This window comes from Nonomuraea sp. NPDC059023 (assembly GCF_042740095.1).
Classification (GTDB): domain Bacteria; phylum Actinomycetota; class Actinomycetes; order Streptosporangiales; family Streptosporangiaceae; genus Nonomuraea.
Window position 1 is genome coordinate 109,059 of the sequence record NZ_JBHYIO010000001.1, and the last position, 24,411, is coordinate 133,469.

26 protein-coding genes are annotated in these 24,411 nt (G+C 71.6%); 16 read left to right on the top strand and 10 right to left on the bottom strand.

Annotation, left to right across the window (positions count from 1 at the left end; genetic code table 11):
* Positions 1–24: 24 nt before the first annotated feature.
* Entirely contained in the window at positions 25–813 is a 789-nt protein-coding gene (locus ACFWYW_RS00540) for an alpha/beta fold hydrolase (RefSeq protein ID WP_379620198.1), read from the bottom strand.
* A gap of 57 nt (positions 814–870) precedes the next feature.
* Here ACFWYW_RS00540 and ACFWYW_RS00545 point away from each other — a divergent pair, with 57 nt between their 5' ends.
* Positions 871–1,326 carry a MarR family winged helix-turn-helix transcriptional regulator gene (locus ACFWYW_RS00545; protein ID WP_379620200.1) on the top strand — a complete coding sequence of 152 codons (456 nt, stop codon included), beginning with the start codon at positions 871–873 and terminating at the stop codon, positions 1,324–1,326.
* Between the two features lie 113 nt (positions 1,327–1,439).
* On the opposite strand, the gene ACFWYW_RS00550 is transcribed toward ACFWYW_RS00545, so the two are convergent.
* Positions 1,440–2,963, bottom strand: coding sequence for a beta-N-acetylhexosaminidase (locus tag ACFWYW_RS00550; RefSeq protein WP_379620202.1), 1,524 nt, complete (start codon positions 2,961–2,963; stop codon positions 1,440–1,442).
* Between the two features lie 69 nt (positions 2,964–3,032).
* Between ACFWYW_RS00550 and ACFWYW_RS00555 the strand changes: the two genes are divergently transcribed.
* Both ACFWYW_RS00555 and ACFWYW_RS00560 read left to right on the top strand, forming a co-directional pair.
* Positions 3,033–3,410, top strand: coding sequence for a DUF1801 domain-containing protein (locus ACFWYW_RS00555; RefSeq protein ID WP_379620204.1), 378 nt, complete (start codon positions 3,033–3,035; stop codon positions 3,408–3,410).
* 61 nt (positions 3,411–3,471) lie between these two features.
* Entirely contained in the window at positions 3,472–4,098 is a 627-nt protein-coding gene (locus tag ACFWYW_RS00560; protein WP_379620206.1) for a S1 family peptidase, read from the top strand.
* Here ACFWYW_RS00560 and ACFWYW_RS00565 read toward each other — a convergent pair.
* The 3 genes from ACFWYW_RS00565 to ACFWYW_RS00575 all read right to left on the bottom strand — a co-directional run bounded on the left by ACFWYW_RS00565 (position 4,052) and on the right by ACFWYW_RS00575 (position 6,834).
* Positions 4,052–4,876 carry an ion transporter gene (locus ACFWYW_RS00565; RefSeq protein WP_379620208.1) on the bottom strand — a complete coding sequence of 275 codons (825 nt, stop codon included), beginning with the start codon at positions 4,874–4,876 and terminating at the stop codon, positions 4,052–4,054. The two genes, ACFWYW_RS00560 and ACFWYW_RS00565, sit on opposite strands and share 47 nt — an antisense overlap.
* A gap of 198 nt (positions 4,877–5,074) precedes the next feature.
* Positions 5,075–6,265, bottom strand: a complete 1,191-nt coding sequence (locus ACFWYW_RS00570; protein WP_379620210.1) for an FAD-dependent oxidoreductase — start codon at positions 6,263–6,265, stop codon at positions 5,075–5,077.
* A gap of 26 nt (positions 6,266–6,291) precedes the next feature.
* Positions 6,292–6,834 (bottom strand): TetR/AcrR family transcriptional regulator, encoded by a 543-nt coding sequence (locus tag ACFWYW_RS00575; RefSeq protein ID WP_379620212.1) that lies wholly within the window; start codon positions 6,832–6,834, stop codon positions 6,292–6,294.
* A gap of 192 nt (positions 6,835–7,026) precedes the next feature.
* Between ACFWYW_RS00575 and ACFWYW_RS00580 the strand changes: the two genes are divergently transcribed.
* From ACFWYW_RS00580 to ACFWYW_RS00610, 7 genes are all read left to right on the top strand, one after another.
* Positions 7,027–7,866, top strand: a complete 840-nt coding sequence (locus ACFWYW_RS00580) for a geranyl diphosphate 2-C-methyltransferase (RefSeq protein ID WP_379620214.1) — start codon at positions 7,027–7,029, stop codon at positions 7,864–7,866.
* Positions 7,867–7,890: 24 nt separating this feature from the next.
* Positions 7,891–9,027, top strand: a complete 1,137-nt coding sequence (locus ACFWYW_RS00585; RefSeq protein ID WP_379620216.1) for a family 2 encapsulin nanocompartment cargo protein terpene cyclase — start codon at positions 7,891–7,893, stop codon at positions 9,025–9,027.
* Positions 9,028–9,159: 132 nt separating this feature from the next.
* Positions 9,160–9,735 carry a biotin transporter BioY gene (locus ACFWYW_RS00590; protein ID WP_379620218.1) on the top strand — a complete coding sequence of 192 codons (576 nt, stop codon included), beginning with the start codon at positions 9,160–9,162 and terminating at the stop codon, positions 9,733–9,735.
* Complete coding sequence (locus ACFWYW_RS00595; RefSeq protein WP_379620220.1) at positions 9,726–10,958, top strand: class I adenylate-forming enzyme family protein; 1,233 nt, start codon at positions 9,726–9,728, stop codon at positions 10,956–10,958. Before ACFWYW_RS00590 ends, ACFWYW_RS00595 begins: the two co-directional genes overlap by 10 nt.
* On the top strand, positions 10,955–12,076 hold the full coding sequence (locus tag ACFWYW_RS00600; protein ID WP_379620222.1) for a thiolase family protein: 1,122 nt from the start codon (positions 10,955–10,957) through the stop codon (positions 12,074–12,076). Before ACFWYW_RS00595 ends, ACFWYW_RS00600 begins: the two co-directional genes overlap by 4 nt.
* Positions 12,077–12,751, top strand: coding sequence for an energy-coupling factor ABC transporter ATP-binding protein (locus ACFWYW_RS00605; RefSeq protein WP_379620224.1), 675 nt, complete (start codon positions 12,077–12,079; stop codon positions 12,749–12,751).
* On the top strand, positions 12,748–13,299 hold the full coding sequence (locus tag ACFWYW_RS00610) for an energy-coupling factor transporter transmembrane component T (protein WP_184975586.1): 552 nt from the start codon (positions 12,748–12,750) through the stop codon (positions 13,297–13,299). Before ACFWYW_RS00605 ends, ACFWYW_RS00610 begins: the two co-directional genes overlap by 4 nt.
* A 4-nt stretch (positions 13,300–13,303) precedes the next feature.
* Here ACFWYW_RS00610 and ACFWYW_RS00615 read toward each other — a convergent pair whose 3' ends face one another.
* The 3 genes from ACFWYW_RS00615 to ACFWYW_RS00625 all read right to left on the bottom strand — a co-directional run bounded on the left by ACFWYW_RS00615 (position 13,304) and on the right by ACFWYW_RS00625 (position 16,155).
* Positions 13,304–14,632 carry a sensor histidine kinase gene (locus ACFWYW_RS00615; RefSeq protein ID WP_379620226.1) on the bottom strand — a complete coding sequence of 443 codons (1,329 nt, stop codon included), beginning with the start codon at positions 14,630–14,632 and terminating at the stop codon, positions 13,304–13,306.
* Positions 14,633–14,710: 78 nt separating this feature from the next.
* Positions 14,711–15,253, bottom strand: coding sequence for a dihydrofolate reductase family protein (locus tag ACFWYW_RS00620; protein WP_379620228.1), 543 nt, complete (start codon positions 15,251–15,253; stop codon positions 14,711–14,713).
* A 98-nt stretch (positions 15,254–15,351) separates the two neighbouring features.
* Entirely contained in the window at positions 15,352–16,155 is an 804-nt protein-coding gene (locus ACFWYW_RS00625; RefSeq protein ID WP_379620230.1) for an alpha/beta fold hydrolase, read from the bottom strand.
* A gap of 74 nt (positions 16,156–16,229) precedes the next feature.
* Here ACFWYW_RS00625 and ACFWYW_RS00630 point away from each other — a divergent pair, with 74 nt between their 5' ends.
* Positions 16,230–16,850 carry a TetR/AcrR family transcriptional regulator gene (locus ACFWYW_RS00630; protein ID WP_379620232.1) on the top strand — a complete coding sequence of 207 codons (621 nt, stop codon included), beginning with the start codon at positions 16,230–16,232 and terminating at the stop codon, positions 16,848–16,850.
* 53 nt (positions 16,851–16,903) lie between these two features.
* Positions 16,904–18,049 carry a cytochrome P450 gene (locus ACFWYW_RS00635; protein WP_379620234.1) on the top strand — a complete coding sequence of 382 codons (1,146 nt, stop codon included), beginning with the start codon at positions 16,904–16,906 and terminating at the stop codon, positions 18,047–18,049.
* Here the strand turns inward: ACFWYW_RS00635 and ACFWYW_RS00640 are convergent.
* Both ACFWYW_RS00640 and ACFWYW_RS00645 read right to left on the bottom strand, forming a co-directional pair.
* Positions 18,006–18,812 carry a family 1 encapsulin nanocompartment shell protein gene (locus tag ACFWYW_RS00640; protein WP_379620236.1) on the bottom strand — a complete coding sequence of 269 codons (807 nt, stop codon included), beginning with the start codon at positions 18,810–18,812 and terminating at the stop codon, positions 18,006–18,008. The genes ACFWYW_RS00635 and ACFWYW_RS00640 overlap by 44 nt on opposite strands.
* On the bottom strand, positions 18,809–19,798 hold the full coding sequence (locus ACFWYW_RS00645) for a Dyp-type peroxidase (protein WP_379620238.1): 990 nt from the start codon (positions 19,796–19,798) through the stop codon (positions 18,809–18,811). Before ACFWYW_RS00645 ends, ACFWYW_RS00640 begins: the two co-directional genes overlap by 4 nt.
* Positions 19,799–19,897: 99 nt before the next feature.
* On the opposite strand from ACFWYW_RS00645, the gene ACFWYW_RS00650 reads away from it, so the two are divergent.
* The 4 genes from ACFWYW_RS00650 to ACFWYW_RS00665 all read left to right on the top strand — a co-directional run bounded on the left by ACFWYW_RS00650 (position 19,898) and on the right by ACFWYW_RS00665 (position 24,382).
* Positions 19,898–21,280, top strand: a complete 1,383-nt coding sequence (locus tag ACFWYW_RS00650) for an MFS transporter (RefSeq protein ID WP_379620240.1) — start codon at positions 19,898–19,900, stop codon at positions 21,278–21,280.
* 243 nt (positions 21,281–21,523) lie between these two features.
* Positions 21,524–22,435 carry a hypothetical protein gene (locus ACFWYW_RS00655; RefSeq protein ID WP_379620242.1) on the top strand — a complete coding sequence of 304 codons (912 nt, stop codon included), beginning with the start codon at positions 21,524–21,526 and terminating at the stop codon, positions 22,433–22,435.
* On the top strand, positions 22,432–23,523 hold the full coding sequence (ltaE, locus tag ACFWYW_RS00660) for a low-specificity L-threonine aldolase (RefSeq protein WP_379620244.1): 1,092 nt from the start codon (positions 22,432–22,434) through the stop codon (positions 23,521–23,523). Before ACFWYW_RS00655 ends, ltaE begins: the two co-directional genes overlap by 4 nt.
* Entirely contained in the window at positions 23,492–24,382 is an 891-nt protein-coding gene (locus ACFWYW_RS00665) for a cupin-like domain-containing protein (RefSeq protein ID WP_379620246.1), read from the top strand. Before ltaE ends, ACFWYW_RS00665 begins: the two co-directional genes overlap by 32 nt.
* The last annotated feature ends 29 nt before the right edge of the window (positions 24,383–24,411 follow it).

Sequence of the window (24,411 nt, forward strand, 5' to 3'; positions counted from 1 at the left end):
GCGGCGCGCTGCTGCCCTGACCTCCTAGGTGTCTGTCAGATGTTCTCGGAGGAAGCCGGCGAGGATTCGGTTGTAGGCCGCCGGCCGTTCCATGTTGGGGTGGTGCGCGGCGTCGCCGATCGTGACCGCGCGGCCGTGCGGGACGCTCGCGGCGAGCCGTTCCGCCATCCCCACGAGGTCGGGCGAGTCGAGGGCCCCGCTGATCGCGAGCACGGGGACCTCGATCTTGGCCGCACGCTCCCAGGTGTCGCGCACGGGCACGAGCAGGTTGGGCTCGCCCGCGGTGTGCTTGGACATGGTGCCCCTGGCCATCGCGCGCAGCCGCCGGGCGACCTCCGGGTCGAGACCGTCGGGCCCGAGACGCGGACCGGCGGACAATGTCATGAACCCCTCGACGGCGCCGCACAGATCCCCCGCGCCCATCGCGGCCTGCCACGCCGCCAGCTCCCGCGTGGTCCACGGATCGGAGTAGTACGGCTCGCTCGTCCCGGCCCCGCTGACCACCACCGCGCTGACCAGGTCGGGATGCTCGATCGCGGTGTCGACCGCGATGCCCGCGCCCATGGAGACGCCGACCAACGTGGCGGGCCAGGCGCCGAGACGCCGCAGCAGCGCCGCGAGGTCGTCGGTCTGCCGGTACGGCTCCGCCGCGTTGGCCGAACGCCCGTGCCCCCGGGCATCGGGCGCGATGACGCGGTGACCGGCGGCGAAGACCGGAATCTGGTCGTCCCACATGTGGTGGTCGAGGAAGCCGCCGTGCAAGAGGAGGAGCGGGCGGCCACTGCCCTGGTCGGTCCAGAAAATGCCATTCATGACACCTAAGGTGTCATTTTTGCGCGAGAATGACAACCTAGGTGTCATCATGATGGGGTGAGTGAGACAGAGAGGGCCGATCGGCTCGTGGCGGTGTTCGACCTCGTCGGCCCGCTGTACCGGCGGGCCTGGCGCCAGGTGGAGCAGGACGCGCCCGTCGAAGGGCTGACGGTGGGGCTGCGGGCCGTGCTCAGCATGCTCAGGCAGAACGGGCCGGCGACCGTCCCCCAGCTCGGCCGGACGCTGGCACTCAGCCGCCAGTTCGTCCAGCGCACCATCAACGACGGCGCCTCTCTCGATCTGGTCGAGTCCGTGCCCAACCCGGCGCACAAGAAGTCCTCGCTCATCCGGCTCACCGGCCGGGGCGCCGCCGCCGTCGACGCCCTGGTCGGCCGCGAACGCGCGGTCCTGCGCGAGGTCGGCCGCGACCTCACCGACGACGACGTCGAAGCATGCGTCCGCGTCCTCGCCCGCCTCCTACACCACCTCGACAACCCCACCCCAACCCCCTGACCCCGCCACCCGCACCGCACCACCCAGCCGACGTCCTGCCCTCGGCCGCCGGTCAACCGATCAGCACAGGTCCCCACCCGGGCGGCGTGATCTCGTCCTTGCCGACGCCGTGGCTATTTGGCCATGTGCCAGGGTTTGCGGGGTTTGTTGTGCATGCGGCCGGGGATTCCGGGGCGGCGCTGCCAAGGGTGTGGGCCGGAGGGCGGGCGGTAGGCGACGCCCAGCGCGTCCAGGCGGGCGTAGTGGGCGGCGTGCATCCGGTGCTCGAAGCCGGCGAAGTCGCGCTCGTCCGGGCCTGGCAACGGGGACCACGCCACTTCGGCCAGTGCCGCGAGCCTGGGGAAGGCCTGGTAGTCCACGCGCCCCCGGTTCTCGGTGACCTCGGTCCAGAGGTTGGCCTGGGCGCCGATCACCCGGGCCGCGTGCGGCGTACCGGCCAGGCGGGGTGGTACGGGCTCGAAGCGGTAGACGTCCTCCAGCGTGTGCACCCAGCCGAACGGCACCGGCTCGTCCTCGCCCGCCGCCTGCACGTGGTCCAGGTACACCTCCTGCTGCGGGCACATCACCACGTCGTGCCCGGCCTCGGCGGCGGCGATGCCACCGGCGTACCAGCGCCAGCACATGACGGCCGCGCCCTCGGCCAGGCCGCCCTGCGCGATCTCGTCCCATCCGATGAGGCGGCGCCCCCGCGCGGTGAGGAACCGGTCGAAGTGCCGCATGATCCAGGACTGGAGCTCGTCCTCTCCGGCCAGCCCGAGCTCACGCACGCGCGCCTGGGCCGCGGCCGACGCGCGCCACTGGTCCTTGAGGCACTCGTCGCCGCCGAGGTGCACGAACCGGCTCGGGAAGATCTCCAGCACCTCGTCCAGAACGTTCTCGTAGAAGCGCAGGACGGCCTCGGTGGGGGCCAGCACGTTGGGGTTGATCAGCCAGTCGCCGAGCACCTCCAGGGCGGAGGTGTCGATCACGTCGGTGTTGCCCAGCTCGGGGTAGGAGGCGATCGCCGCCTGCGAATGGCCGGGCAGGTCGATCTCGGGGACGACGGTGACGTGGCGCTCGGCCGCGTACGCCACGATCTCCCGAAGATCGTCCTGGGTGTAGAAGCCGCCGTGCGGGCGTTCGTCCCACGTGACCGGCTCGCCCCATCCGATCCGCGTCCGCCGCCGCCACGCCCCGACCTCGGTGAGCCGTGGATAGCGCCGGATCTGGACCCGCCACCCCTGATCATCGGTGAGGTGCAGATGAAGGACGTTGAGCTTGTGTACGGCCAGCAACTCGACATACCTCAGCACGTCATCCTTGGGCAGGAAATGCCGGGCGACATCCAGCATGAACCCCCGCCAGGCGAACCGCGGCGCATCCTCGACGACCAGGTACGGAACGTCAGCGGGCCCCGGCTCGATCGCCGCCCGCCGGAACGCGTCCGGCCCCCGAAGCTGCCGCAACGTCTGCCGCCCCCAGAACACCCCGGCCGGTGAGCCCCCCACGATCTCCGCCCCGAGCGCGGACGTGCTCAGCCGGTACGCCTCCGCCCCGAGCCCCGGATCCACCCGCGTCCGCACGTCCCCGCCCAGCGGCCCGGCCTCGCCCTGCCAGTCGACCCGCACGGGCGCCGGGACCAGGTTCACCTCGGTCACCCGCCCATTGTCCGGCCCCGGCGAAAGGAGTACACGCGTTCCCTGTCACATCGTTCGATCGACGCGTAGATGTCAGCAACCAGAAGGGAACACACCGAGATGACCGTCAACGACTACACCACCAAGCTCGACCAGCCGCTGCGTGAGATCGCGGAGAAGCTCCAGGCCCTGATCGACGCCGCGATGCCCCAGGCCGGCGCGGTCTGGCACGGGCACCCCGTCTGGAGCCTCGGTGGCGCGCCCGGCAAGACGCCGGTCGCCTTCTTCAAGGCCTACAAGAACTACGTCACCTTCGGCCTGTGGCGCGGCCAGGAGATCGAGGACCCGTCGGGCCGGCTGACGGCCGCCAACCGGCAGATGGCCGTGGTCAAGCTCCAGGGCGTCGAGGAGATCGACGACGAGCTGTTCGCCTCCTGGATCGAGGCGGCCCGCGCGCTTGAGGCATAACGCGGTCGTTATAGCTGGTTGCGCATTGTTGCGGGCGGGCGGCCGCCGTACCGTCGAAGGCATGGCATTACGGAGCATCACCGTGAGCCTTCTGCTGGGCTTGGGGCTCATCAGCGCGCCGGCGGCCTACAGCGTCCGCGGTGGCGACGCGTTCTATGCCGGGCCGACGCGCTGCACGATCGGCGCGTCCGTCCAGGGCGGCTATGTGACCACCGGCGACTGCGCGCCCGCGGGGACCGCCGTGACCGGGCTCAACCGGGTGGCCCAGGGCACCGTCCAGGCGGTGGTCTTCCCCGGCAAGAACATGGGCTGGGTCCGGACGAACGCGAACTGGACGCCACGCGGCGTGGTCAGCGACGGCCGGGGCGGCGAGATCCGGGTCGCCGGCGCGCAGCAGGCGCCGGTCGGGGCCGCGGTCTGCCGGTCGGGCGCGACCACCGGGTGGCAGTGCGGCATCATCCTGCGGCGCAACGCGTCGATCACCTACCCGCAGGGGACCGTCCACGGGCTGATCGAGACCAACATCTGCGCGGAGCCCGGTGACCGCGGCGGGCCGCTGCTGTGGAACGGGCACATTCAGGGCATCCTGGTCGGCTCCACGGGCAACTGCGCGACCGGCGGGCGTTCGTTCTACCAGCCGATCATCCCGATCCTTCAGACGTTCGGGCTGACGCTCCTGTCGTCGTGAGCTCGCGGGTGACCAGGACGTCCAGTTTGGCGGTCAGGGCGGCGAGTTCTTCTCGCACTGCCTTCAGCTCCTTCTGGGTCTCGGCTTCGGCGGGGGAGGCCTCGGCGTCGTTCATGGCGTTCACCACTACCGCTATGAAGAGATTTAGGGCGACAAATGTGGACATGAGGATGTACGCGATGAAGAACAACCACGCCCACGGCTTGTGATCCATGACCTCCTGGGCCACGTTGCCCCAGTCGTCACCGGTCATGATCTGGAACAACGTGAACAACGAGCGCGGCAGCTCGTCGAAGCGCTCCGGCATGATCTCGCCGAACAACTTCGTGGAGACCACCGCGGCGATGTAGATCAGCAGGACGAGCAGGCCCATGATGGAGGCCATCCCGGGCACGGCGGCGAGCAGCGCGTGCACCACGCGGCGCATGCTGGGCACCGCCGAGATCAGCCGCAACGCCCGCAGGATCCGCAGCGCCCGCAGGATCGAGGTCGGCCCGCTGGCCGGGATCAGGGAGACGACCACGATGACCGCGTCGAACCAGTTCCACGGGTCCTTGAAGAACGAGCGCCCGTTCGCGTAGAGGCGGGCGGCGATCTCGACCGTGAAGATCGCCAGTGCTATGTGGTCGATCGTGACCAGGACGCCGCCGATGTGGCGCATCAGGTAGGTGCTGGTCTCGCAGCCGATGGTGACCGCGTTGACGATGATGACCAGGATGATCGCCCTTTGGACGACCTGTCGTTCGAGAAAGGCGCGCACCTGCGCTCGCCTTGTCACCTGTACCGCTCCAGGGGGTAGGAAGACTGCCATAAAGATCATCCCAGGGGGATCTGGCAGTGTCCGGAAATCAGGCGATAAGCGTGCTGGAAGTCTTCGTGCGCACGGGGTCATGCTCGGGATGGTGAGCCTCGACGACCTGCCGGCCCGCCTCCTGGTCCGCCGGTGACCTCCTCGAAAGCACACATGTGAAGCGGCTCAGGAGCGGATGTGCTCCGGGCGTACGCCCAGCCCGACGAAGCGGCCCATCAGGTGGCGCAACGGCGGCAGGGCGCGGAAGAGCGAGAAGACCGCGGGCACGTGCTCCGTCGTGTCGTCCGACAGCCGCTTGGGATACAGGTCGCGCAGGATCGTTGTCTGGAACGCCTGCGTGACCCTGGCCGGGAACTGCCTGCGTGCCTGCACCGCCGCCAGCACCCGCTCGGGTGGCGGCCCGGTACGGCGCAGCGCGGGACCGACCAGGTTGGCGGTGGCCACCGCGTCCTGCACGGCCAGGTTGATGCCCACCCCGCCGGCCGGCGACATGGCATGCGCGGCGTCGCCGACGCACAGCAGGCCGGGCCGGTGCCAGCGGCGCAGCCGGTCGACCCGGACGGCCAGATGGTGCACGTCGCTCCAGCCGATCTCCCCGACCCGCTCGCGCAGGCCGGGGACGAAGGCCGCGATCCGCTCGTGAAAGGCGGGCAGCCCGCTGGCCTGGAGCCGCTCGTACGCGCCGGTCGGGATCGTGTAGGCGAACTGCCAGAAATCACCCCGGTCGATGGCCACCAGCGAGCCCCTCCCGCCCTGGAAGAACGGCACCCGCTCACCCTCCCGCCGGGGCAGGCGGAACCACAGCACGTCCATGGGCGGCGAGCCCGCCAGGGGCCGCAGCCCGGCCTGGGCGCGCAGCACGGAGTGCCGCCCGTCGGCGGCGATCACCAGGTCCGCCCTGATCTCGACCGGACCCTCCTCACCCGTGGCCCGCAGACCGGCGACCCGGCCGTCCTCGACGATCAGACCGGTCGCCTCGGTGGAGCGCATCAGCCGGAAGCCCGGGTAGGAGGCGGCCTTGCCGTACAGGAAGTCGAGAAGGTCCCACTGCGGCATGAACGCGATGTACGGGTGGCGCACCTTCAGCCGGGTGAAGTCGGCGAAGGTGACGCTCTGGCCGCCCATGCGCACGGCCACCTCGCTCATCTTGTCGTGCGGCAGTTTCAGGAACTCGCCGCTCCAGCCGAGCTCGGCGATGATCTCCAGCGTCGACGGGTGGACGGTGTCGCCGCGGAAGTCGCGCAGGAAGTCGGCGTGCTTCTCCAGCACGACCACCTCGACTCCCTGGCGGGCCAGCAGCAGTCCGGTCATCATGCCGGCGGGGCCGCCGCCGGCGACGAGCACTCTGGTACGCACGTCGTGTCACCTTCCCGTGGAGGAGATCAAGTGGGGTAGAGCAGGCCGACCAGGGCGGGCACGTCGATCGGCGAGCCCGTGGCCCGGCCGACCGCCACCGCCGCGAACAGCGTCTTGGCGGCGGTCCCGGTGTCGTGCGGCGGCAGCTCGCCCGCCGCGACCCGGTCCGCCAGGAACGCGCCGATGAGCCGCTGCCCCTCGCCGGTCAGCTCGGCCAGCGCGGCGCGGGCGCGGGTGGCGCTGAAGAAGACCGCCACCAGCTCGGCGTTGCCCGCCAGCAGCGCGTCGAAGGCGGTGAGCAGCTCGGTCAGGACCTCCCTGGCCGGTCCGGAGTGGCCGGCGGTCAGGAGCTCGCGCAGGCGGGTCATGAACCCGCGCTCACGCAGCAGGGTCTCGACCAGCGCCTCCTTGCTCTCGAAGTACCGGTAGAGCAGCCCCGGCGTCACGCCCGCCGCCTCGGCGAGGTCCTTGACCGACGCCCCGTCCACGCCCTTGGCGGCGAACACCCGCAACGCCGCGTCGAGCAGCTGCTCACGCCGCCACTCCGCCTGTTCCCTGCGCGTCGCCATGATCTCCACATTTCATTGAATAAACGTTTACTCAACGAAATCTAGACGATCGGGTACGGCCTGGCAAGCCGCGGCTCCTTCCCCCCGCTCGCGGGAGAGAAACGGCGGTTCCGGAGACCGGAACGCCACATTTCACTTTCGGTAGCCGGGAGATAACTTCGCGTCGCACTCCTTCTCAGAAAGGCAGGCTTCATGTCCGTGGTCATCACCAGCCCCTACCAGCACTCCGTGGCCGACTACTGGAACCGCGAGAAGAACGCCGTCAACCTCCGCCTCGGCGAGGTCTCCGGCACTTACCACCACCACTACGGCATCGGCGCCGTCGACTGGTCCGTGCTGGACGAGCCGGAGGAGACCCGCGAAGAGCGGATGATCGCCGAGATGCACCGGCTCGAGACCGCACAGGCCGTACTGCTGCTCGACCACCTCGGCCAGGTCCAGCCCGCCGACCGGCTGCTCGACGCCGGATCGGGCCGCGGCGGCAGCAGCTTCATGGCGCACGAACGCTTCGGCTGCCGCGTGGACGGCGTCTCGATCTCGCAGAAGCAGGTCGACTTCGCCAACGAGCAGGCCCGGCTGCGCGGCGTGCAGGACAAGGTGGAGTTCCACTTTCGCAACATGCTGCAGACCGGCCTCGAACCCGGCAGCCTGAAGGGCATCTGGAACAACGAGAGCACGATGTACGTCAACCTCTCCAAGCTGTTCGCCGCCCATTCCCAGCTCCTCGCGCCCGGCGGCCGCTACGTGACCATCACCGGCTGCTACAACGACGTGTACGGACTGCCCTCCAAGGCCGTCAGCGAGATCAACGCCCATTACGTCTGCGACATCCACCCGCGCAGCGCCTACTTCAAGGCCATGGCCGACAACCACCTCGTGCCCATCGACGTGATCGACCTGACCGAGGCGACCATCCCCTACTGGGAGCTGCGCGCCCGCTCATCCGTGGCCACCGGCATCGAGGACGCGTTCCTGACGGCGTACAAGGACGGCAGCTTCCAGTACCTGCTCATCGCCGCCGACCGCGTCTGACCTCAGCCCAGCGAAAGGAACGTCATGCCCAACCCCTCCGCGTTCCTGCCCGGACCCACCGGGCTCGGCACCTCCGCCGCCCGCCTGTTCGCCCAACCGGCGGGCGGCGTCGCCGTACCGCAGGACCTCGGGTGTGTGCCGGGTCCACGCACTGTCAGACAGCCGCCGCTGGTGTTCACGCAGCGGCCCTGGGCCGACGGGAGCATGCCCGCGCTCTACTGCCCGCTCGCCGTGCGCGTGGACCACGCGCTCGGCGAGCTGGTCAACGAGCGGCTGGTGGAGTGGGCGGAGAAGATCGGCCTGCACGAGGGGCGCATCGAGACGTTCCGGCAGACCGGTTTCGGCCACCTGGTCACCCTCGCCCACCCCGACGTCGACGACCCCGACCGGCTGCTGCTGGCCGGGCAGATGAACGCCGCCTGGTGGGCCTGCGACGACTACTACGCCGACGAGACCGAACTCGGCGCCGACCCCGCACTGCTGGCCGGCAGGCTGGCCCTGGCGATGTCGGCCATGGACGCGCCGCCGCCGGCCGACGAGTTCGGCGACGAGCTGGAGGCCCAGCTCAGGAGCGACCCGGTGCTCGTCTCCCTGACCTCGGCCCGCGACCACGTGGCCGTGCACTCGACGCCGTCGCAGCTCGCCCGCGTCAACCTGACGTCCTTCCAGATGTGGGTCAGCTGGAACGCCTACGGCGCCTGGCGGCAGAGCGGCGAACCCGTGGAAGCCTGGCGCTACCTGGCCGCCCGCCAGCACGACAGCTTCTACACCTCGATGACCCTGTCCGACATCGTGGGCGGCTACGAGGTGCCGGGCAACCTCTTCTACGAGGAGCGCGTGCACCGCGCCGTCATGCGGGCGGGCACCGCCGCCGTCATCGTCAACGACCTGCACTCGGCGCTGCGCGAGGCCGCCGACGAACTGCCCGACTGCAACATCGTGCTGCTGGTGGCCGCCGAGCGCGGCTGCACCCTGCGCGAGGCGGCGGAACGCGCCGTCGCCCTGCACAACGACATCGTCGCGGCCTTCGAGGCCGACTGCGACGAGCTGCGGGCCGTACCCTCGCCCGAGCTCCACCACTTCCTGTGGGCGCTCGGCGGCTGGCTGGGCGGCGGCCTCGAATGGCACAGCAGCACCAACCGTTACAGCACCACGGAGTGAGGGGTACGGGCATTGACCGGCTTCTCCTAGAGTCTGGGTGGCGCGCCACGACGACCCCGCCGGTTCCGCGGGGTGGATCTTGTCGTATACCTCCATACCTGGACCGCCGGAATGTGATGTGGGATCGATGCCATGAAGAACGCGGGAGACCTGGCGAGGGTGAGCGTGTTCGCCGCGCTCATCGCCGTGCTCGGACTACCGGGCACGCTCAACGTTTTCGGCAACGCCGTGCCGATCACCCTGCAGACCTTCGGCGTCATGCTCGCCGGTGCCATTCTGGGCACCTGGCGGGCGGCGCTGGCGGTGATCGTGCTGCTCGTGCTCGTCGCGGTCGGCCTGCCGCTGCTGGCGGGCGGACGGGGCGGGCTGGGGGTGTTCGCCGCCGCCTCGGCCGGCTACCTGATCGGCTGGATCCCGGGCGCCGCCCTCACCGGCTGGATCGTGCAACGCGGGGGGCGCAAGCCGGGCATCGTCCGGCTGCTGCTGGCCTGCGTCGCCGGCGGCATCGGGGTGATCTACCTGTGCGGCGTGCCCGTGCAGGCGCTGGTCACCGGCATCCCCCTGGGGAAGACGATGCTGCTCAGCACGGTGTTCCTGCCCGGCGACCTGATCAAGGCGGTGCTCGCCGCCTTCGTCGCGAGGGGCGTCCAGCGGGCCTATCCCGACGCCGTGCCGGCCGTCTGGCAGGAGCGGCACGCGTGGCGGTAGCGGCACACGTCCTGGAGCACGCAGCGCGCGACCCCGGCCGGGTCGCGCTCGTCGGCCCGGAGGAGGAGGTCACCTACGCGGAACTGGCCGAGCGGATCAAGGCGCGCGACGTGCGCGCCACCGCCGGTCCCGCCGTGATCAGCGTGAAGGACCCGGTGGCCGCCCTCACCCAGGCGCTCGCCGCCGACCTGGCCGGGATCACGCCGCTGGTCTGCGACGAGCGTGCCGCCCAGCTGCTGGCGGACCTCCCACCCGCTCCTCTGGCTCCGCCGGCCGAGGGCGGGTGGGCCTGTTTCACCTCCGGCAGCACCGGGCGGCCGCGTGCGGTGGTCCGTTCGCGGGCCTCCTGGACCGGCTCCTTCCGGCACCTCGACCGCCTGTCCGGCATCGGCGGGGAGGACGTGGTGCTGATCCCGGGCCCGCTCATCACCTCCCTGTACGCCTTCGCCGCCGCCCACGCCCTGGGCGCCGGCGCGACGGCGATCGTCCCCGGCCGGTGGTCCCTGGAGTACCTGGACGCGGCCACCGCGGTCCACCTGGTACCCCACCAGCTTCAGCAGGTCCTGCCCAAGCCCGCCTCCCTGCGCGTGGCCCTCGTCGGCGGCGCCGCGCTCGACCCCGCCGCCCGCGAACGCGCCGAGGCCGGCGGCCTCCGGGTGCTGGCCTACTACGGGTCGAGCGAGCTGTCCTTCGTCGCCGCCGACGCCGACGGCACCGGGATGCGCGCCTTCCCCGAGGTGGAGATCGAGGTCAGGGCGGGCGAGGTGTGGGTGCGTTCGCCGTGGGTGGCCGACGGCTACCTGGCGGGCGCCCCCGGCCCGCTGCGCCGGGACGCCGCGGGCTGGGCGACGGTCGGCGACCTGGCGGAGCCGTACCGGCCGGGCGGGGTTCTGCGGGTGCGCGGCAGGGGCGACGGCGCGATCCAGACCGGCGGCGCGACCGTCGTGCCCGAGGACGTCGAGGCGGTGCTGCGGCGGGTGCCGGGCGTGGCGGACGCGGTCGTCGTGGGCGCGCCGCACCCCGACCTGGGCGCGCTCGTGTGCGCGGTGGTCGAGGGCCCGGTACGGCGGGCCGACCTGGAAGCCGCCGCCCGCGCCGGACTGGACCGGGTGCAACGGCCGAGACGCTGGTACGCGGCCGACGCCCTGCCCCGCACCCCCACCGGCAAACCGGCCAGGGCGCTGATCGCCGAGACGCTGACCGGCTTCCGGAGGCTGGTGTGAGGCCGGTGGTGGTGGCCGCCCGGCGTACCCCGATCGGTACGGCGGGGCACGCCTTCAAGAGCCTCACCGCCGACCGGCTCGCCGCCCCGGTGCTCGCGGCGGTCCTCGCCGACGTGCGCAAGGCGGGCGGCGGGCAGCAGGACGTGGACGACGTGGTGCTCGGCAACTGCATGGGCCCCGGCGGGAACCTGGCCCGCGTCTCGGCGCTGGCCGCCGGGTTCGGGCACGAGGTGCCCGGTCTGACCGTCGACCGGCAGTGCGGCAGCGGCCTGGCCGCGATCCTGCTGGCCGGGCAGGCGGTGAGCGCCGGTGAGGCGGAGTTCGTGATCGCGGGCGGGGCCGAGAGCGCCTCGACCGCGCCGCTGCGCACGAGCCGGGGGGCGGCGGAGCCGTACGAGCGGGCGCCCTTCACCCCGGACGGGCACCCGGACCCCGACATGGGACCGGCGGCCGAGGCGCTGGCCCGCGCCCGCGGCGTCAGCCGCGAGCGTCAGGACGCCTACGCGATCGGCAGCCACGCCAAGGCGCTGGCCGGTGACTTCGCGAAAGAGATCGTCGCGGTCGGCGAGCGGGACAGCGACGAGCGGCCGCGCGTCCTGCGCGAGCGGTCGCTGGCCAGGCTGCCGGCGGCGTTCGTGCCCGGCGGCACGGTCACCGCGGGCAACTCCTCGCCGATCAGTGACGGCGCGGCGGCGGTGGCCGTCGCGGACGAGCGGCTGGGGCTGCCGGGCCTGCGGCTCGTCGCCGGTTCCGTCGTGGGCTGCGACCCGGAGCTGCCCGGCTGGGGGCCGGTGCCGGCCGTACGGCGGGTGCTGCGGCGGGCCGGGGCCGAACTCGGGCAGGTGGCGGCGGTGGAGATCGTGGAGGCGTTCGCCGCGCAGGTGCTCGCGGTGACCGACGCGCTCGGCCTCGACCCCCTGGGCGCCGACCGCACGCGGGTCTGCGCGGACGGCGGCGCCCTCGCCCTTGGCCACCCGTGGGGGGCCAGCGGCGCGGTCGTGGTCACCCGCCTGTTCCACAGGCTGGTCGGCGCGGGCGCGCCGCGTGGCACGCTGGGGCTGGCGACCGCCGCGGTCGGCGGCGGTCTCGGGGTCGCGGCGTTGTTCGAGGTGGTGTAGATGATCGAGCTGAGCGGCGTCGGCGTACGGCTGGCGGAGCGCGAGGTCCTGGACGGCCTGACGCTGACCCTGTCCGAGCGGCGGATCGGCGTGGCCGGGGCCAACGGCTCCGGCAAGAGCACCTTCGCCCGCCTCCTGAACGGCCTGGCCCTGCCCACCACGGGCACCGTCCGCGTCCTGGGCATGGACACCCGCCGCGAGGCCGCCAAGATCAGGCGCCGGGTCGGATTCCTGTTCACCGACCCCGACGCGCAGATCGTGATGCCGACGGTCGCCGAGGACGTGGCCTTCTCCCTGCGCCGCAGGGGCCTGCCGAAGGCGGAGGTGGCCGCGCTGGTGGAGGAGGTGCTGTCGCGCTACGGCCTGGCCGCCCACGCCGACCACCCCGCGCACCAGCTCTCCGGCGGCCAGAAGCAGCTGCTCGCCCTGTGCTCCGTGCTGGTCCTCGAACCCGACATCCTGGTCATGGACGAGCCCACCACCCTGCTCGATCTGCGCAACTCCCGCCAGGTGGCGCGCATCCTGCGTGAGCTTCCCCAGCAGCTCGTGGTCGTCAGCCACGACCTCGCGCTGCTGGCGGACTTCGACCGGGTCCTCGTGCTCGACCAGGGCAAGCTCGTCGCCGACGGCCCGCCGGCGGCCGCCCTCGACCACTACCGGGACCTGATGGCGTGACCGGTCTCAAGCTGCTCGGACTGGCCGCGGGATGCACTGTGCTGGTCCTGCTCCAGACGCCGGCGGCGCTGGCCGGCGCGGCCGCCGTCGTCCTGGCCCTGTACGCGGTGGCCCGGGTGCGCCCGGCGGCGGCCTGGGGGCAGATCCGCCCGGTGCGCTGGTTCGCGCTCGCGCTGTTCGTCACCCAGCTCCTGCTGGCCGACCTGCCGGCCGCGACGGTCACGACGATGCGCGTGGTGCTCATGGTCGCGCTGGCCGGGCTGGTCACGCTCACCACGCCCGCCTCGGTGATGCTCGCCGCCCTGGAGCGCGGGCTCGCGCCGCTGCGGCTGGTGCGGGTGGACCCGTTCCGGGTCTCGCTCATGCTCACGCTCACCCTGCGCAGCGTGCCCCTGCTCACCGACCTGGCGCGCCGGGTCAGGGAGGCGCAGCGGGCGCGCGGGGTCTCGTGGAGCGTGCGGGCCTTCGCCGTACCTCTGGTGGTGGGTGCGCTGCGGCACGCCGACGCGCTCGGCGAGGCCCTCAGCGCCCGCGGCCTGGACGACTGAGCCCCTACGGCGCCAGCGGGAACACGGCGCGGAACTGCGCGCCCGGCCCGTGATCGGTGATCGTGAGGCTGCCCCCGTGGACCGTGGCGATCTGCCGCGACAGCGCCAGCCCGAGCCCGCTGCCGCCCTGGTCGCGCTCGCGTCCCTCCCGCAGGCGGGTGAAGCGCTCGAAGACCCGCTCCCGGTCCTGCGGGGCGATGCCGTTGCCGTCGTCGGTGACGGTCAGCACCACCTCGCCGCCGTCCACGGCGACCGACACGTCGACGCGCGAGCGGGCGTGGCGCTCGGCGTTGTCGAGGAGGTTCGTCAGCAGCCGGTCGAGCTGGATGGGGGAGCCGTCCACGAAGGCGCCGTCCGCCACGTCCGCGTGCACGCCCGCCCGCCGGGCGGCCTGTGCGCGCGCCAGCTCGCCGAGGTCCACCCGCCTCCTGTCCGGTACGGCTCCCGCGTCCAGCCTGGCCATCAGCAGCAGCTCGTCGATGATCCCCGCCAGCCGGTCGACGGCTTCGAGCGAACGGGCGCCCACCTGGGGCCAGTCGGTGTCCGCCGGATAGGCGACGGCCAGCTCCAGCTGGGTGCGCAGCGCGGTGATCGGGCTGCGCAGCTCGTGCGAGGCGTCGCTGACGAAGTGGCGCTGGGTCTCGGCGGAGCGTTCGAGGCGGGCGAGGGTGTCGTTGGTGGCGGTGGCCAGGGCGGCGATCTCGTCGCCGGTCCCCGGTACGGTCACCCGCCGGCCCAGGTCACCGGCGGTGATGGTGGCGAGCTGGGTGCGGATCCGCTTGACCGGGCGCAGGGCCTGGCCGACCGCGGTCCAGGCGGCCAGGCCCACCATGAACAGCAGCGCGGGCAGGGCGACGGCGAGCGTGAAGTAGAGCAGGCCGATCGCCTGCCGGGTGGCGGAGACGTCCTCGGCGCCGTACACGGTGATCAGGCCCTTGGGGGTGGTGGTGCGCAGGGCGGCGATGTAGTACTCCTCGCTCGCCTCGGGCAGGTCCGGCCGGCCGTACGTGGTGGTGAGGCGTTCCGGCGCCGGGGCGGGCAGGGCGGCGAACCGGTTCTGGTCGCCGGCCTGCGTCGAGGTGCCGAGGACGGCGCCGTCGGCGGCGATGACCTGCAAGAGGTCGATGCCGGGCGGGGTGAACAGCTCGGCGGGCAGGTCGCCGCGGCGGGCGTCGGCGGCCTGCGCCTGCACGGCCTGGTTCACCCGGGAGGCGAGCTGGGCTTCGAGCGTGCGGGGGACGGTCATGGCGAGGATGGCCGCGGCGGCGCCCAGCGCGATCGCGGCCGCGAGCGTGGCGGCCAACGTCACCCGGCCCCGAACGGAGCGCGGCATGACCTTCATGGGAAGGTCGTTGCCGCGACCGGTTCGGGGCAAAGCCAGCAACGCTGCCGTATTCGCCCAAGCGCCGGGCTATGCCTTGGGCTTGTAGACCAGCACCTGGACGCCCGAGCTCAGCGCCGTCGACTTCACGAAGTCCAGGTGGGTGATGTCCAGGCCGTCGAACACCCGGGTGCCCTCACCGCCGATGACCGGCATGACCCAGAGGTGGTACTCGTCCACCAGTTTGTGCTCCAGCAGCGTGCGGTCGAGCTCGCCGGTGCCGTACTTCAGGATGCTCTGGCCGGGCTCCCGCTTCAGTTTGGCGACCGTCTCGGCCACGTCGCCCTCGATGAGGGTGGCGTTCCACTTGGTCTCCTTCAGGGTCCTGGAGGCCACGTACTTGGGCAGGGCGTTCATCCGCACGGCGTACTCGCCCTGGGACGACTCCATCAGCGGCCAGACCTCGGCGAAGCCCTCGTAGGTCTCCCGGCCGAGCAGCAGGGCGTCGGCGCCGTACAGCAGGTCGGCGGCGTATCCGGCGTAGCTCTCGTCCCAGTAGGGAGAGCTCCACTTCTCGGGCGAGCTGATGACTCCGTCGATGGTCATGAAGGTGGATTCGATGAGCTTACGCATGTCCGGCGTCCTCTTTCGGGGTTGTTCTCGGTTCGATGAGGTAACTCTGCCGGATCGTCCTTACCGATTCTTTTCCATCCGCCGTAACCCCGCGGAAGTCACAGACCCCGAAGGACCTCGCGCAGCCGTACGGCGAAGCCCTCCGCGTCCTCCGTCCAGGCGACGTGCCCGCCGGGGAACATCGTGGGCTCGGCGCCGATCGAGGCGGCCAGCGCCCTGGAGGCGCGGTCGCAGAGCTGGCCGGCGGAGTCCTCGCCCAGCCCGACCAGCACGCGGACCGGTCCGTCGCGCAGCGCGGCGACGTCGGGCTCCCAGCGGACGGTGCCGCGCATCATGTGCAGGAAGGAGTAGCGCTCGTCGGCGACGTACTGGGGGTCGGGCTCGGCGGGGAACATGTGCTCCAGGGCGCCCTCCGGCAGGTGGATGTCGGCGTTCTCGAAGAAGATCGCCCATGCGGTCGCGGTGTCGCCGGCGGCGTAGGCGGCGACCATGTCCTCCATCCTGGCGTCGAGCTTCTCGCGGTCGGGCAGCTGCGTGTAGTGGGGCGGCTCGTGCGCGATCACCGCACGTACCCGCTCGGGGTGGGCCTGAGCGAGGGCGAGCACGCTCACGGCGCCGCCGCTGCTGCCGAACACGACCGCGGGGCCCGCGTCGACCTCGGCGAGGAGCAGGGAGAGGTCCGCGGCGCGCAGGGCGGGGGTGGAGTCGCGCCCGGGGTCGTCGAGCACGCTGCGGTGGATGCCGCGCGGGTCGGCGGTCAGCACGGTGTGGTCGCCGGCCAGCAGGTCGGCCAGTGGCGCGAAGGCCCCGGCGTCCATCGGCGCGCCGAACAGGACGACGAGCGGTCCCTGGCCGCGTACCTCGTAGTGCAGCGTGCCGTCGGGGGTCTTCAAGGTGGGCATGTTCATCTCCTCGGCTTCGGTACTGGACGGTACAGTACTCGCTTCAGTACTGGACCGTCCAGTACCATCTCTCCATGGACAACGGACGCACCGCCAGAAAGCGTCGCGCGATCGTCGACGCCGCGCGCACCCTCTTCCTGCGCAACGGCTACGCGGGCACCAGCATGGACGAGATCGCCGCCATGGCCGAGGTCTCCAAGCAGACCGTCTACAAGCACTTCGCCGACAAGCAGCGGCTGTTCACCGAGCTGATCACGCTCGACATCTCGCAGATCGAGGTCGAGACGCACCCGCTCGAAGCCGCCATGCCCGGCACCGACAACCTGGAGCGCGACCTGCGGGAGTACGCGCGCATGCACCTGGCCGTGGTCATGCAGCCGCAACTGCTGCGCATGCGCCGCGTGCTCATCGGCGAGGCGGACCGCTTCCCCGACCTGGCGCGGGCCTGGTACGAGAACGGGCCGGTGCGATCGAGCGCGCTGTTCGCCGGGTGGTTCGAGGCGCTCGGGCGGCGCGGGCTGCTCGACGTGCCGGACCCGCTGCTGGCGGCCCAGCACTTCAACTGGCTGGTGCTGTCGATCCCGCTGAACAGGGCGATGTCCCTGCCGGTCGAGGCGGCGCTCTACGACGAGAAGGAGCTGAACCACTACGCCGACGAGGGGGTGCGCGTCTTTCTGGCTGCCTACGGGAGATGACTTCACTGTAGAGATACTTTATGGTGGAGGTATATTCGACCTCTGGAGTGCCGATGATCGACCCGTTCGCCCCCAGCATCCGCGGCCTCGCCGACCCCGACCCCGCCCGCGAAGCGCTGCGCGCCGCGGGGCCGATCGTGAAGGTGGCCGCGCCGTACGGCGGCTCGGTCTGGATCGTGACCGAGGAGAGCCTGGCCCGCGAGGTGCTGGCCCACCCCGGCATCGCCAAGGACCCGGCCAACGCGCCGGAGAGCTGGGACCCGCGGCGTGCCGCGCTCGAACCGCCCGCGGCCGCGCAGCCGTCACTCACCACGCTCGACGGGCCCGCCCACACCGAGCTGCGCCGCGCCCACGCCCCGCTGCTCAACGCCAGGCGGATCGCCGCGCAGTCCGATCGGGTCCACGAGCTGGCCCGCGAACTGCTGACCGAACTCGCCGGCGGGCCGCAACCGGTCGACCTGACGGCCGGATTCACCGTCCGTTACCCGCTGACCGTCCTGCTCGACCTGCTCGGCATCCCGCTCGACCGGGTGGGGACGGCGACGGAGGCGTGCAGGCTGATGTTCGACCCCGAGCCGGGCGCGCAGGGCCGCGCGATGGCCGAGCTCGCCCGGCTGGCCGAGGCGGGACTGGACGGCGCGCGCGGCGGGCTCGCCGCCGAACTACGCGAGCGCGTGCCGGAGGGCACCACCCGCGAGCAGCTTCTCTACTACCTGTTCGGGCTGATCTTCGCGGGCCAGCTCACCACCGACGCCGCGCTCGGCTTCCTGGTCGCCCGCGCACTCACCGCTCCGGCCGGTGCCGACGAGCTTGTGCGCGAGACGTTGCGTGATCACCCGCCCGCGCCCTACACGCTCTGGCGGTTCACCACCGCCGAGATCGAGCTCGCCGGGGAGCGTGTGCCCGCCCGCTCGCCCGTCCTGGTGGACATCCAGGGCATCAACGCCGATCCAGGCCGCGAGCCAGGCCCCGACCTCACGTTCGGCGCGGGCGCGCACTTCTGCGTCGGGGCCCAGCTCGCCCAGCTCGAACTGCGCGCGGTGGCCGACGTTCTCGCCGCCGACTTCCCCGGCGCCCGGCTCGCCGTACCCTATGGCGAGCTGCGCCAGCGGACCTACGGCGGCATCATGGGCGTGCGGCTCACCGCCCTGCCCGTCAACCTTGGCGCTGGGCCAGCGGGACCGCCGCCTCGCTCGTGAAGGGCAGGAACGTGAACGACTCCTGCAGGTAGAGCGTCACCGTGTCGGCGGTGTGCGACAGGTAGCCGATCGACAGGTCCTCGCCCAGGTGCAGGTCGTAGTCGCCGCCGCGGGTGGTCAGGACCAGTGCTCCGGCCAGCGCGGGCGCCCAGATGATGTCGCCGTCCACCATCCGCTCGATGTGTGAGCGCACCGGGTAGCCGTGGTCGCTGGTCTCGGTGACGCCCGTGTACGCCTCCGGGCCCAGCAGGACCGTGTACGGCCCGTCCACGCCGGCCACCCGCAGGGCACTGAGCGCCTGGGCGATCGCCTCCGGGTAGCCGGTGAACTCGGTGGGCAGCGGGATCGGGCGGTGCGAGCTGGCCGGGACGATGCCGGTGATGCCGGCGGCGCCGTACCCCTGGAAGATCGCGCGGTCCTCGGCGATGGCGAGGGCGGTCGCGGCGTCCTTGGCGGGCTGCCAGTCGGAGTCGCCGGAGCCGCGCTCGACGTCGTCGATCGCTTCACGGCTCAGCTCGAACGGCCGGCGCAGCTCCACCAGCGCCGCCACACCCCGCTGCCTGGCCTCGACGCCGTCGCCGGGCGGCTGGATCCCGGTGACGTGGCCGGTGCCGACGGCCGAGCTGTCGGCACCGGTCGGGCCGTGGGTGTCGACCACGCGGCGGCCGGCCAGGTTGCGCTTGAACGTGCGGGCCACCTCCTCCTCGATCTGCGCCCAGGCGGCGTCGGAGATCGGGGCGAGCTCGCGGTGCAGGTTGTTCATGACTGCGGGACTCCTTTGAGGCTGCCGATCTCCAGAGCGCCCGGCGCCTGCGGTTCGGCCAGCCGTTCGAGCAGGTCGGGCGTCGGGACGAAGTAGGTCGAGCCGGTCAGGGCGGTGGAGAAGTCCAGGATCCGGTCGTAGTTGCCGGGCGGGTCACCGGCGAACATGTTCGTGATCATCCGGTCGAGGACGTCCGGAGTCCTGGAGTAGCCGATGAAGTAGGTGCCGAACTCGCCGGCCGCGGCGTTGCCGAACGGCATGTTGTCCCGCACGATCTTCAGCTCCCTGCCGTCCTCCTCGATGACGGTCAGCGCGTTGTGCGCCCAGGTCGGCTTGGTCTGGTCGTCCAGCTCGACGTTCGCCAGCTTGGTACGGCCGATGACGCGCTCCTGGTACTCGACGGGCAGCGCGTTCCAGGCGGCCAGGTCGTGCACGTACTTCTGCACGGTGACGTACGTGCCGCCGGCGAACAGCGGATCCTCCTCGCCGATCAGCACCGAATCGGCGGCCAGCTCGTCCTCGGGGTTCTCCGTGCCGTCCACGAAGCCGAGCAGGTCGCGGGCGTCGAAGTAGCGGAAGCCGTGCACCTCGTCCACGCTCGACAGCGCGCCCGCCAGCCGGTCCATGACCAGCGCGGCCAGCTCGAAGCAGAGGTCCATGCGTTCGGCCCGCAGGTGCAGCAGCAGGTCGCCGGGCGTCGAGGGCGCGTGGTGGACGCCGCGCACCTCGGGCATCGGGCGCAACATGGCCGGGCGCGGCAGGTCGAACCACCGGTCCCACGCCTCGGCGCCGATGCCGAGCACGCAGGACAGGTTGCCGTCCATGCTGCGGAAGCCGACCGTGCGCCGCAGCGCCGCCAGGTCGCCGCAGAGCGACCTGACCGCCTCGCGGGCCGCGGCGTCGTGCTTCACCGTCGCCACGGTGAAGACGGCCGCCCTGCTCAGCGGCCCGAGAACCGCCTGCAGTCCATGCTGTCGTGAGCTCACCTGTCGAACCTTGCCGCCCGGCGGTAAGGCCAACCTCACGGCTCAGCCAACGGAGAGAATGTCAGGTTTCCCCTGGTCTGTGGCGGACACAGGCCCAGCGTGAGACGACTGCCCGCCCTGGGTGTCTGCCTGACGGCCGCGTTCATGTCCGGCCTCGACGTGAGCATCGTCAACGTGGCGCTGCCGTCCATCCAGGAGAGCCTGCACGCCACCGAGGACGGCCTGCAGTGGACGCTGTCCGGGTACGCGCTCACGTTCGGGCTGCTGCTCGTGCCCGCCGGACGGCTCGGCGACGCGCGCAGCCGGCGGGCCGTCTTCATGGTCGGCGTCGCCCTGTTCACGCTGGCCAGCACCGCCTGCGGATTCGCGCCCACCATGCCGCTGCTGATCGCCGCCCGGCTGGTCCAGGGCGTCGCGGCCGGCATGCTCAACCCGCAGGTGTCCGGGCTGATCCAGCAGATGTTCCAGGGCCAGGAGCGCGGCCGGGCCTTCGGCGCGTTCGGCGCCACGATGGGCATCGCCACCGCGGCCGGTCCCACGATCGGCGGCGCGCTCGTCACCGCGTTCGGGCACGAGGAGGGCTGGCGGTGGGTGTTCCTGGTCAACCTGCCGATCGGCGTCATCCTGCTGCCGCTGGCCTGGAAGCTCCTGCCGCCCGGGGTGAAGGGGCGGCAGGAGAGCATGGACCCTGTCGGCGTGCTGCTGCTCGGGATCGGCGTGTTCGGCCTGCTCCTGCCGTTCGTGCAGCAGCACCAGTGGGAGGGGCAGGCCAAATGGCTGCTCGTGCCCGCCGCGCTGGCCGTACTGGCGCTGTTCGTCGCCTGGGAACGCCGCTACCAGCGTGAGCCGCTGATCCAGCTCGGCCTGTTCGCCAAACACTCCTACAGCCTCGGCGCCGTCATCGCCCTGTTCTACTTCGCCGGATTCACCGGCATCTTCTTCATCTACACCCTCTACCTGCAGAACGGCCTGCACTACACCGCGCTCCAAGCGGGACTGGCCATCACCCCGTTCGCCATCGGCTCCTCCCTGGCCGCCATCGCCGGCGGACGCCTGGTCGGGCGGGCCGGGCGGCTGCTCGTCGCCGTCGGCCTCGCCGTCGTCATCGCCGGACTCGCCGCCACCATCGTGGTCACCGGCATCTGGACCGGACCCGAACTCGGCTGGGCCAACGCGCCGACCCTGCTGATCGCCGGCCTCGGCAGCGGGCTCGTGATCGCGCCCAACCAGGCGATCAGCCTGTCCGAGGTGCCGCCGGTCAACGGCGGCAGCGCCGCCGGCGTACTCCAGACCGGCCAGCGGCTCGGCTCCGCCTTCGGCATCGCCGCCACCGGGTCGATCTTCTTCGGCGCGCTCCACGCCGGGTGGCCCTCGGCGTTCCGGCACGGGCTCGTGGTGGTCATCGCCTTCGTGGCCGTGGCGCTCGCCGCCGCCGTCTTCGACCTGGTCCACAGCAGGAGTACGGCCCGCCGTACCGGATAGCCGGATCTTGCAACCTACCCCCCAAACCCACGTTGACCTGCGACTATCGCCGCGCGTTCGGGGCGATAGCGAAACGGTAGTGGGACGATGCCCGCCCGCTTGAGCCTGAGGCCAGTTGATCCACAGGAACCAGCCCCAAACGGGTGAGGCGAAGGAGACGCAGGCCATGTTCACCGCCAAATTGACTCGGACTCTCCGGCTTCTGGTATCGCGGCGCTCCGCCAACAACCCCTGGGAATAACGGTGTCGATCCACGTAGAGGTGCCGGCGATCTCCGAGGCTCTCGGAACCGGACAGGCGTGCGGCACCTTCGGCGAACTGCTCCAAGGCGCACTGGTAGACCCGCAGGTGGACTTCCTGGTCACCCTGCCGATCGAGGCGGGCAGCACCGCCCGCTTCCGCTATGACCGGCGGACCACCGACATCCGGGTGGTCCCCGGAGACCGGAAGAAGGCCAGGTCGCTGGCCCGCTCGATGCTCACGGTCCGCGGCTTCCGCGGCGGCGGCGACCTCCACGTCGACACCGACCTGCCCATCGGCAAAGGGCTCGCCAGCTCCTCCGCCGACCTCGTCGCCACCGCGTGGGCCGTGGGCCGGGCGCTCGGCGAACTGCCCACACCGGGCGAGATCGAGGAGCTGATGCGGAGGATCGAACCGTCCGACGGCGTGATGTACCCGGGCACCGTGGCCTTCCGCCACCGCGACGTACGGCTCCTCGAACACCTCGGCCACCTGCCCGACATGACCATCGTCGGCGTCGACGAGGGCGGCAGCGTGGACACGGTCGCCTTCAACCGCGGCCACCGGCGCTTCTCCGACTCCGCCCGGCAGGAGTACCAGCGGCTCCTGGACACGCTGCGCGTCGCGGTCCCGGCCGGCGACACCGCCGAGATCGGCCACGTGGCCAGCAGGAGCGCCGCCATGCACCAGCGGATGCACCCCAAGCGCATGCTCCGCGACGTCCTCGGCATCTGCGGCGGCGTCGGCGGCCTCGGCGTCGTCACCGCGCACAGCGGCACCATGCTCGGCATCCTGCTCGACGAGGCCGACCCCGACTACACCGCCAAGCTGGGGAAGGCGATCGGCGAATGCTCCGCGCTGGCCGGCGGCTCCCACCTCTTCCGCACCGCCCGCCCGGCTAGGAGGCCGACGTGAGTTCCCCCAAGCGGCGAGTCGAACTGCGCAGCGACACCTTCACCCTGCCCTCGCCGCGGATGCTGGAGGCGATGGTGGCCGCCGAACTCGGCGACGACGTCTACGGCGAGGACCCGACCGTCAACGCGCTGGAGGTCCTGGCCGCGAGACTGCTCGGCAAAGAGGCCGCCTGCTTCATGCCCAGCGGCACCATGAGCAACCTGGCCAGCATCATGACCCACTGCCCGCGCGGCTCGAAGGTCATCGTCGGCGAGGAATCCGACATCTACGTGTACGAGGCCGGCGGGGCCTCGGTATGCGGAGGAGTGATCTACCACCCGATCCCCAACAACGCCGACGGCACGATGGCCCTCGACGCCATCGCCGCCGCCTTCCCGCCCGACTCCGACGATCCGCAGTTCGCCCTGCCCGCGCTGCTCTGCCTGGAGAACCCGCAGAACCACCGGGGCGGCAAGGTACTGCCGGCGGCGTACCTGCGCGAGGTCACGGACTTCGCCCGCGAGAACGGCCTGACCGTGCACATGGACGGCTCGCGCATCTTCAACGCCGCGCTGGCCGCCGACGTGCCCGTCGCCGAACTGGCCGGGTACGCGGACTCCGTCATGTTCTGCCTGTCCAAGGGGCTCGGCGCGCCGGTCGGCTCGATGGCCGTCGGGACCGGGCCGTTCATCCGCGACGTGCGCCGCCTGCGCAAGATGCTCGGCGGCGGGATGCGGCAGGCCGGCGTCCTGGCCTCGGCCGCGATCGTCGCCCTGGAGAACAGCGGCCGGCTGGCCGAGGACCACGAGAGCGCCCGGCGGCTCGCCGACGGCCTGGAGACCATCCCCGGCATCGCGGTCGACCGCGCCGAGCCCGGCATCAACATGGTCTTCTTCCGCGTCCTCACCATGGACAACCCCACGTTCATCGCCGCCGCGCAGGCCCAGGGCGTGGCGCTGGCCGAGCTCGGCCACGGGCAGATCCGGGCCGTGACCCACTACGGAGTCGAGCCCGAGGACATCGGCTACGTGCTCGACGTGATCCGTTCGATCCTCGCCGACTCCACCAGGAGGAGCCATGCCGATCACAAGCCCGTACTCGCCGGTTGACGTCCGGCCGCAGCTCTCCGCCGAGGAGTTCTACGCCGAGTACGTCAACAAGAAGCCCGTCCTGATGCCCGGCGCCCTCGCTGAGCTTCCCGCCGCCCAGCGCTGGTCGCTGCCCTACCTCGCCTCGATCGCGCCCGACCTGCCGGTACGGCTCAAGACCGGGCGCGTGGCCGAGGGCAAGACCACGACCGTCCGGCTCGACGACTACTCCAAGACCGTCACCGCCTGGGAGCAGCGCGGATCCGACGACGTCGAACGGCCGGCGTACCTGCACGACGTGCCGCTGCTCACGTTCATCCCCGAACTGCGGCAGGACCTCGAACCCTTCCCCGGCCACCTGTTCCCCGCGTTCTTCCGCGACAACTGGGCGGTCTTCCCGCAGTTCTTCGTCGGCCCCTCGCAGGCCGTCACCACGCTGCACTTCGACACCCTGCTCACCCACAACCTGTTCTTCCAGCTCGACGGCAGCAAGCGCTTCGTCATGGTCGCCAACGAGGACCGCGACCGCTGCTACACCTACAACTGGCGCTGGGCCGAGGTGAACCCGGAAGACCCCGACTACGACCGCCACCCGAACTTCCGCGGCGTGCGCGTCATGGAGGCACACGTCCAGGCCGGCGACCTGTTCTACATGCCGCCCGGCACCCTGCACCAGGTCTCCTCGCTCAGCTCCTCGGTGTCGTTCAACATCGACTGGCACGACAAGGTCAGCGCCCTGCGCGGCATCGCCGCCGTACGCCACGGCATGCCGCGCCAGAACCTGCGCTACAACCTGCTGCTCGCCCTCGGCGTCTACGGCCGGGTGCCGCTCAAGGTGCTCATGCCGGCCCTCCGGTCGTACTTCACGTACATCTCCTAATCCTTTCATCGGCTAATCCTTCCTTTCCG

What these genes read in the sequence shown, in the direction of transcription:
- ACFWYW_RS00540 (WP_379620198.1), bottom strand. Translation starts at nt 813, where the DNA reads ATGAATGGCATTTTCTGGACCGACCAGGGCAGTGGCCGCCCGCTCCTC.
- ACFWYW_RS00555 (WP_379620204.1), top strand. Translation starts at nt 3,033, where the DNA reads ATGTCAGCAACCAGAAGGGAACACACCGAGATGACCGTCAACGACTAC.
- ACFWYW_RS00560 (WP_379620206.1), top strand. Translation starts at nt 3,472, where the DNA reads ATGGCATTACGGAGCATCACCGTGAGCCTTCTGCTGGGCTTGGGGCTC.
- ACFWYW_RS00575 (WP_379620212.1), bottom strand. Translation starts at nt 6,834, where the DNA reads ATGGCGACGCGCAGGGAACAGGCGGAGTGGCGGCGTGAGCAGCTGCTC.
- ACFWYW_RS00580 (WP_379620214.1), top strand. Translation starts at nt 7,027, where the DNA reads ATGTCCGTGGTCATCACCAGCCCCTACCAGCACTCCGTGGCCGACTAC.
- ACFWYW_RS00585 (WP_379620216.1), top strand. Translation starts at nt 7,891, where the DNA reads ATGCCCAACCCCTCCGCGTTCCTGCCCGGACCCACCGGGCTCGGCACC.
- ACFWYW_RS00590 (WP_379620218.1), top strand. Translation starts at nt 9,160, where the DNA reads ATGAAGAACGCGGGAGACCTGGCGAGGGTGAGCGTGTTCGCCGCGCTC.
- ACFWYW_RS00605 (WP_379620224.1), top strand. Translation starts at nt 12,077, where the DNA reads ATGATCGAGCTGAGCGGCGTCGGCGTACGGCTGGCGGAGCGCGAGGTC.
- ACFWYW_RS00615 (WP_379620226.1), bottom strand. Translation starts at nt 14,632, where the DNA reads ATGCCGCGCTCCGTTCGGGGCCGGGTGACGTTGGCCGCCACGCTCGCG.
- ACFWYW_RS00620 (WP_379620228.1), bottom strand. Translation starts at nt 15,253, where the DNA reads ATGCGTAAGCTCATCGAATCCACCTTCATGACCATCGACGGAGTCATC.
- ACFWYW_RS00625 (WP_379620230.1), bottom strand. Translation starts at nt 16,155, where the DNA reads ATGCCCACCTTGAAGACCCCCGACGGCACGCTGCACTACGAGGTACGC.
- ACFWYW_RS00630 (WP_379620232.1), top strand. Translation starts at nt 16,230, where the DNA reads ATGGACAACGGACGCACCGCCAGAAAGCGTCGCGCGATCGTCGACGCC.
- ACFWYW_RS00635 (WP_379620234.1), top strand. Translation starts at nt 16,904, where the DNA reads ATGATCGACCCGTTCGCCCCCAGCATCCGCGGCCTCGCCGACCCCGAC.
- ACFWYW_RS00640 (WP_379620236.1), bottom strand. Translation starts at nt 18,812, where the DNA reads ATGAACAACCTGCACCGCGAGCTCGCCCCGATCTCCGACGCCGCCTGG.
- ACFWYW_RS00665 (WP_379620246.1), top strand. Translation starts at nt 23,492, where the DNA reads ATGCCGATCACAAGCCCGTACTCGCCGGTTGACGTCCGGCCGCAGCTC.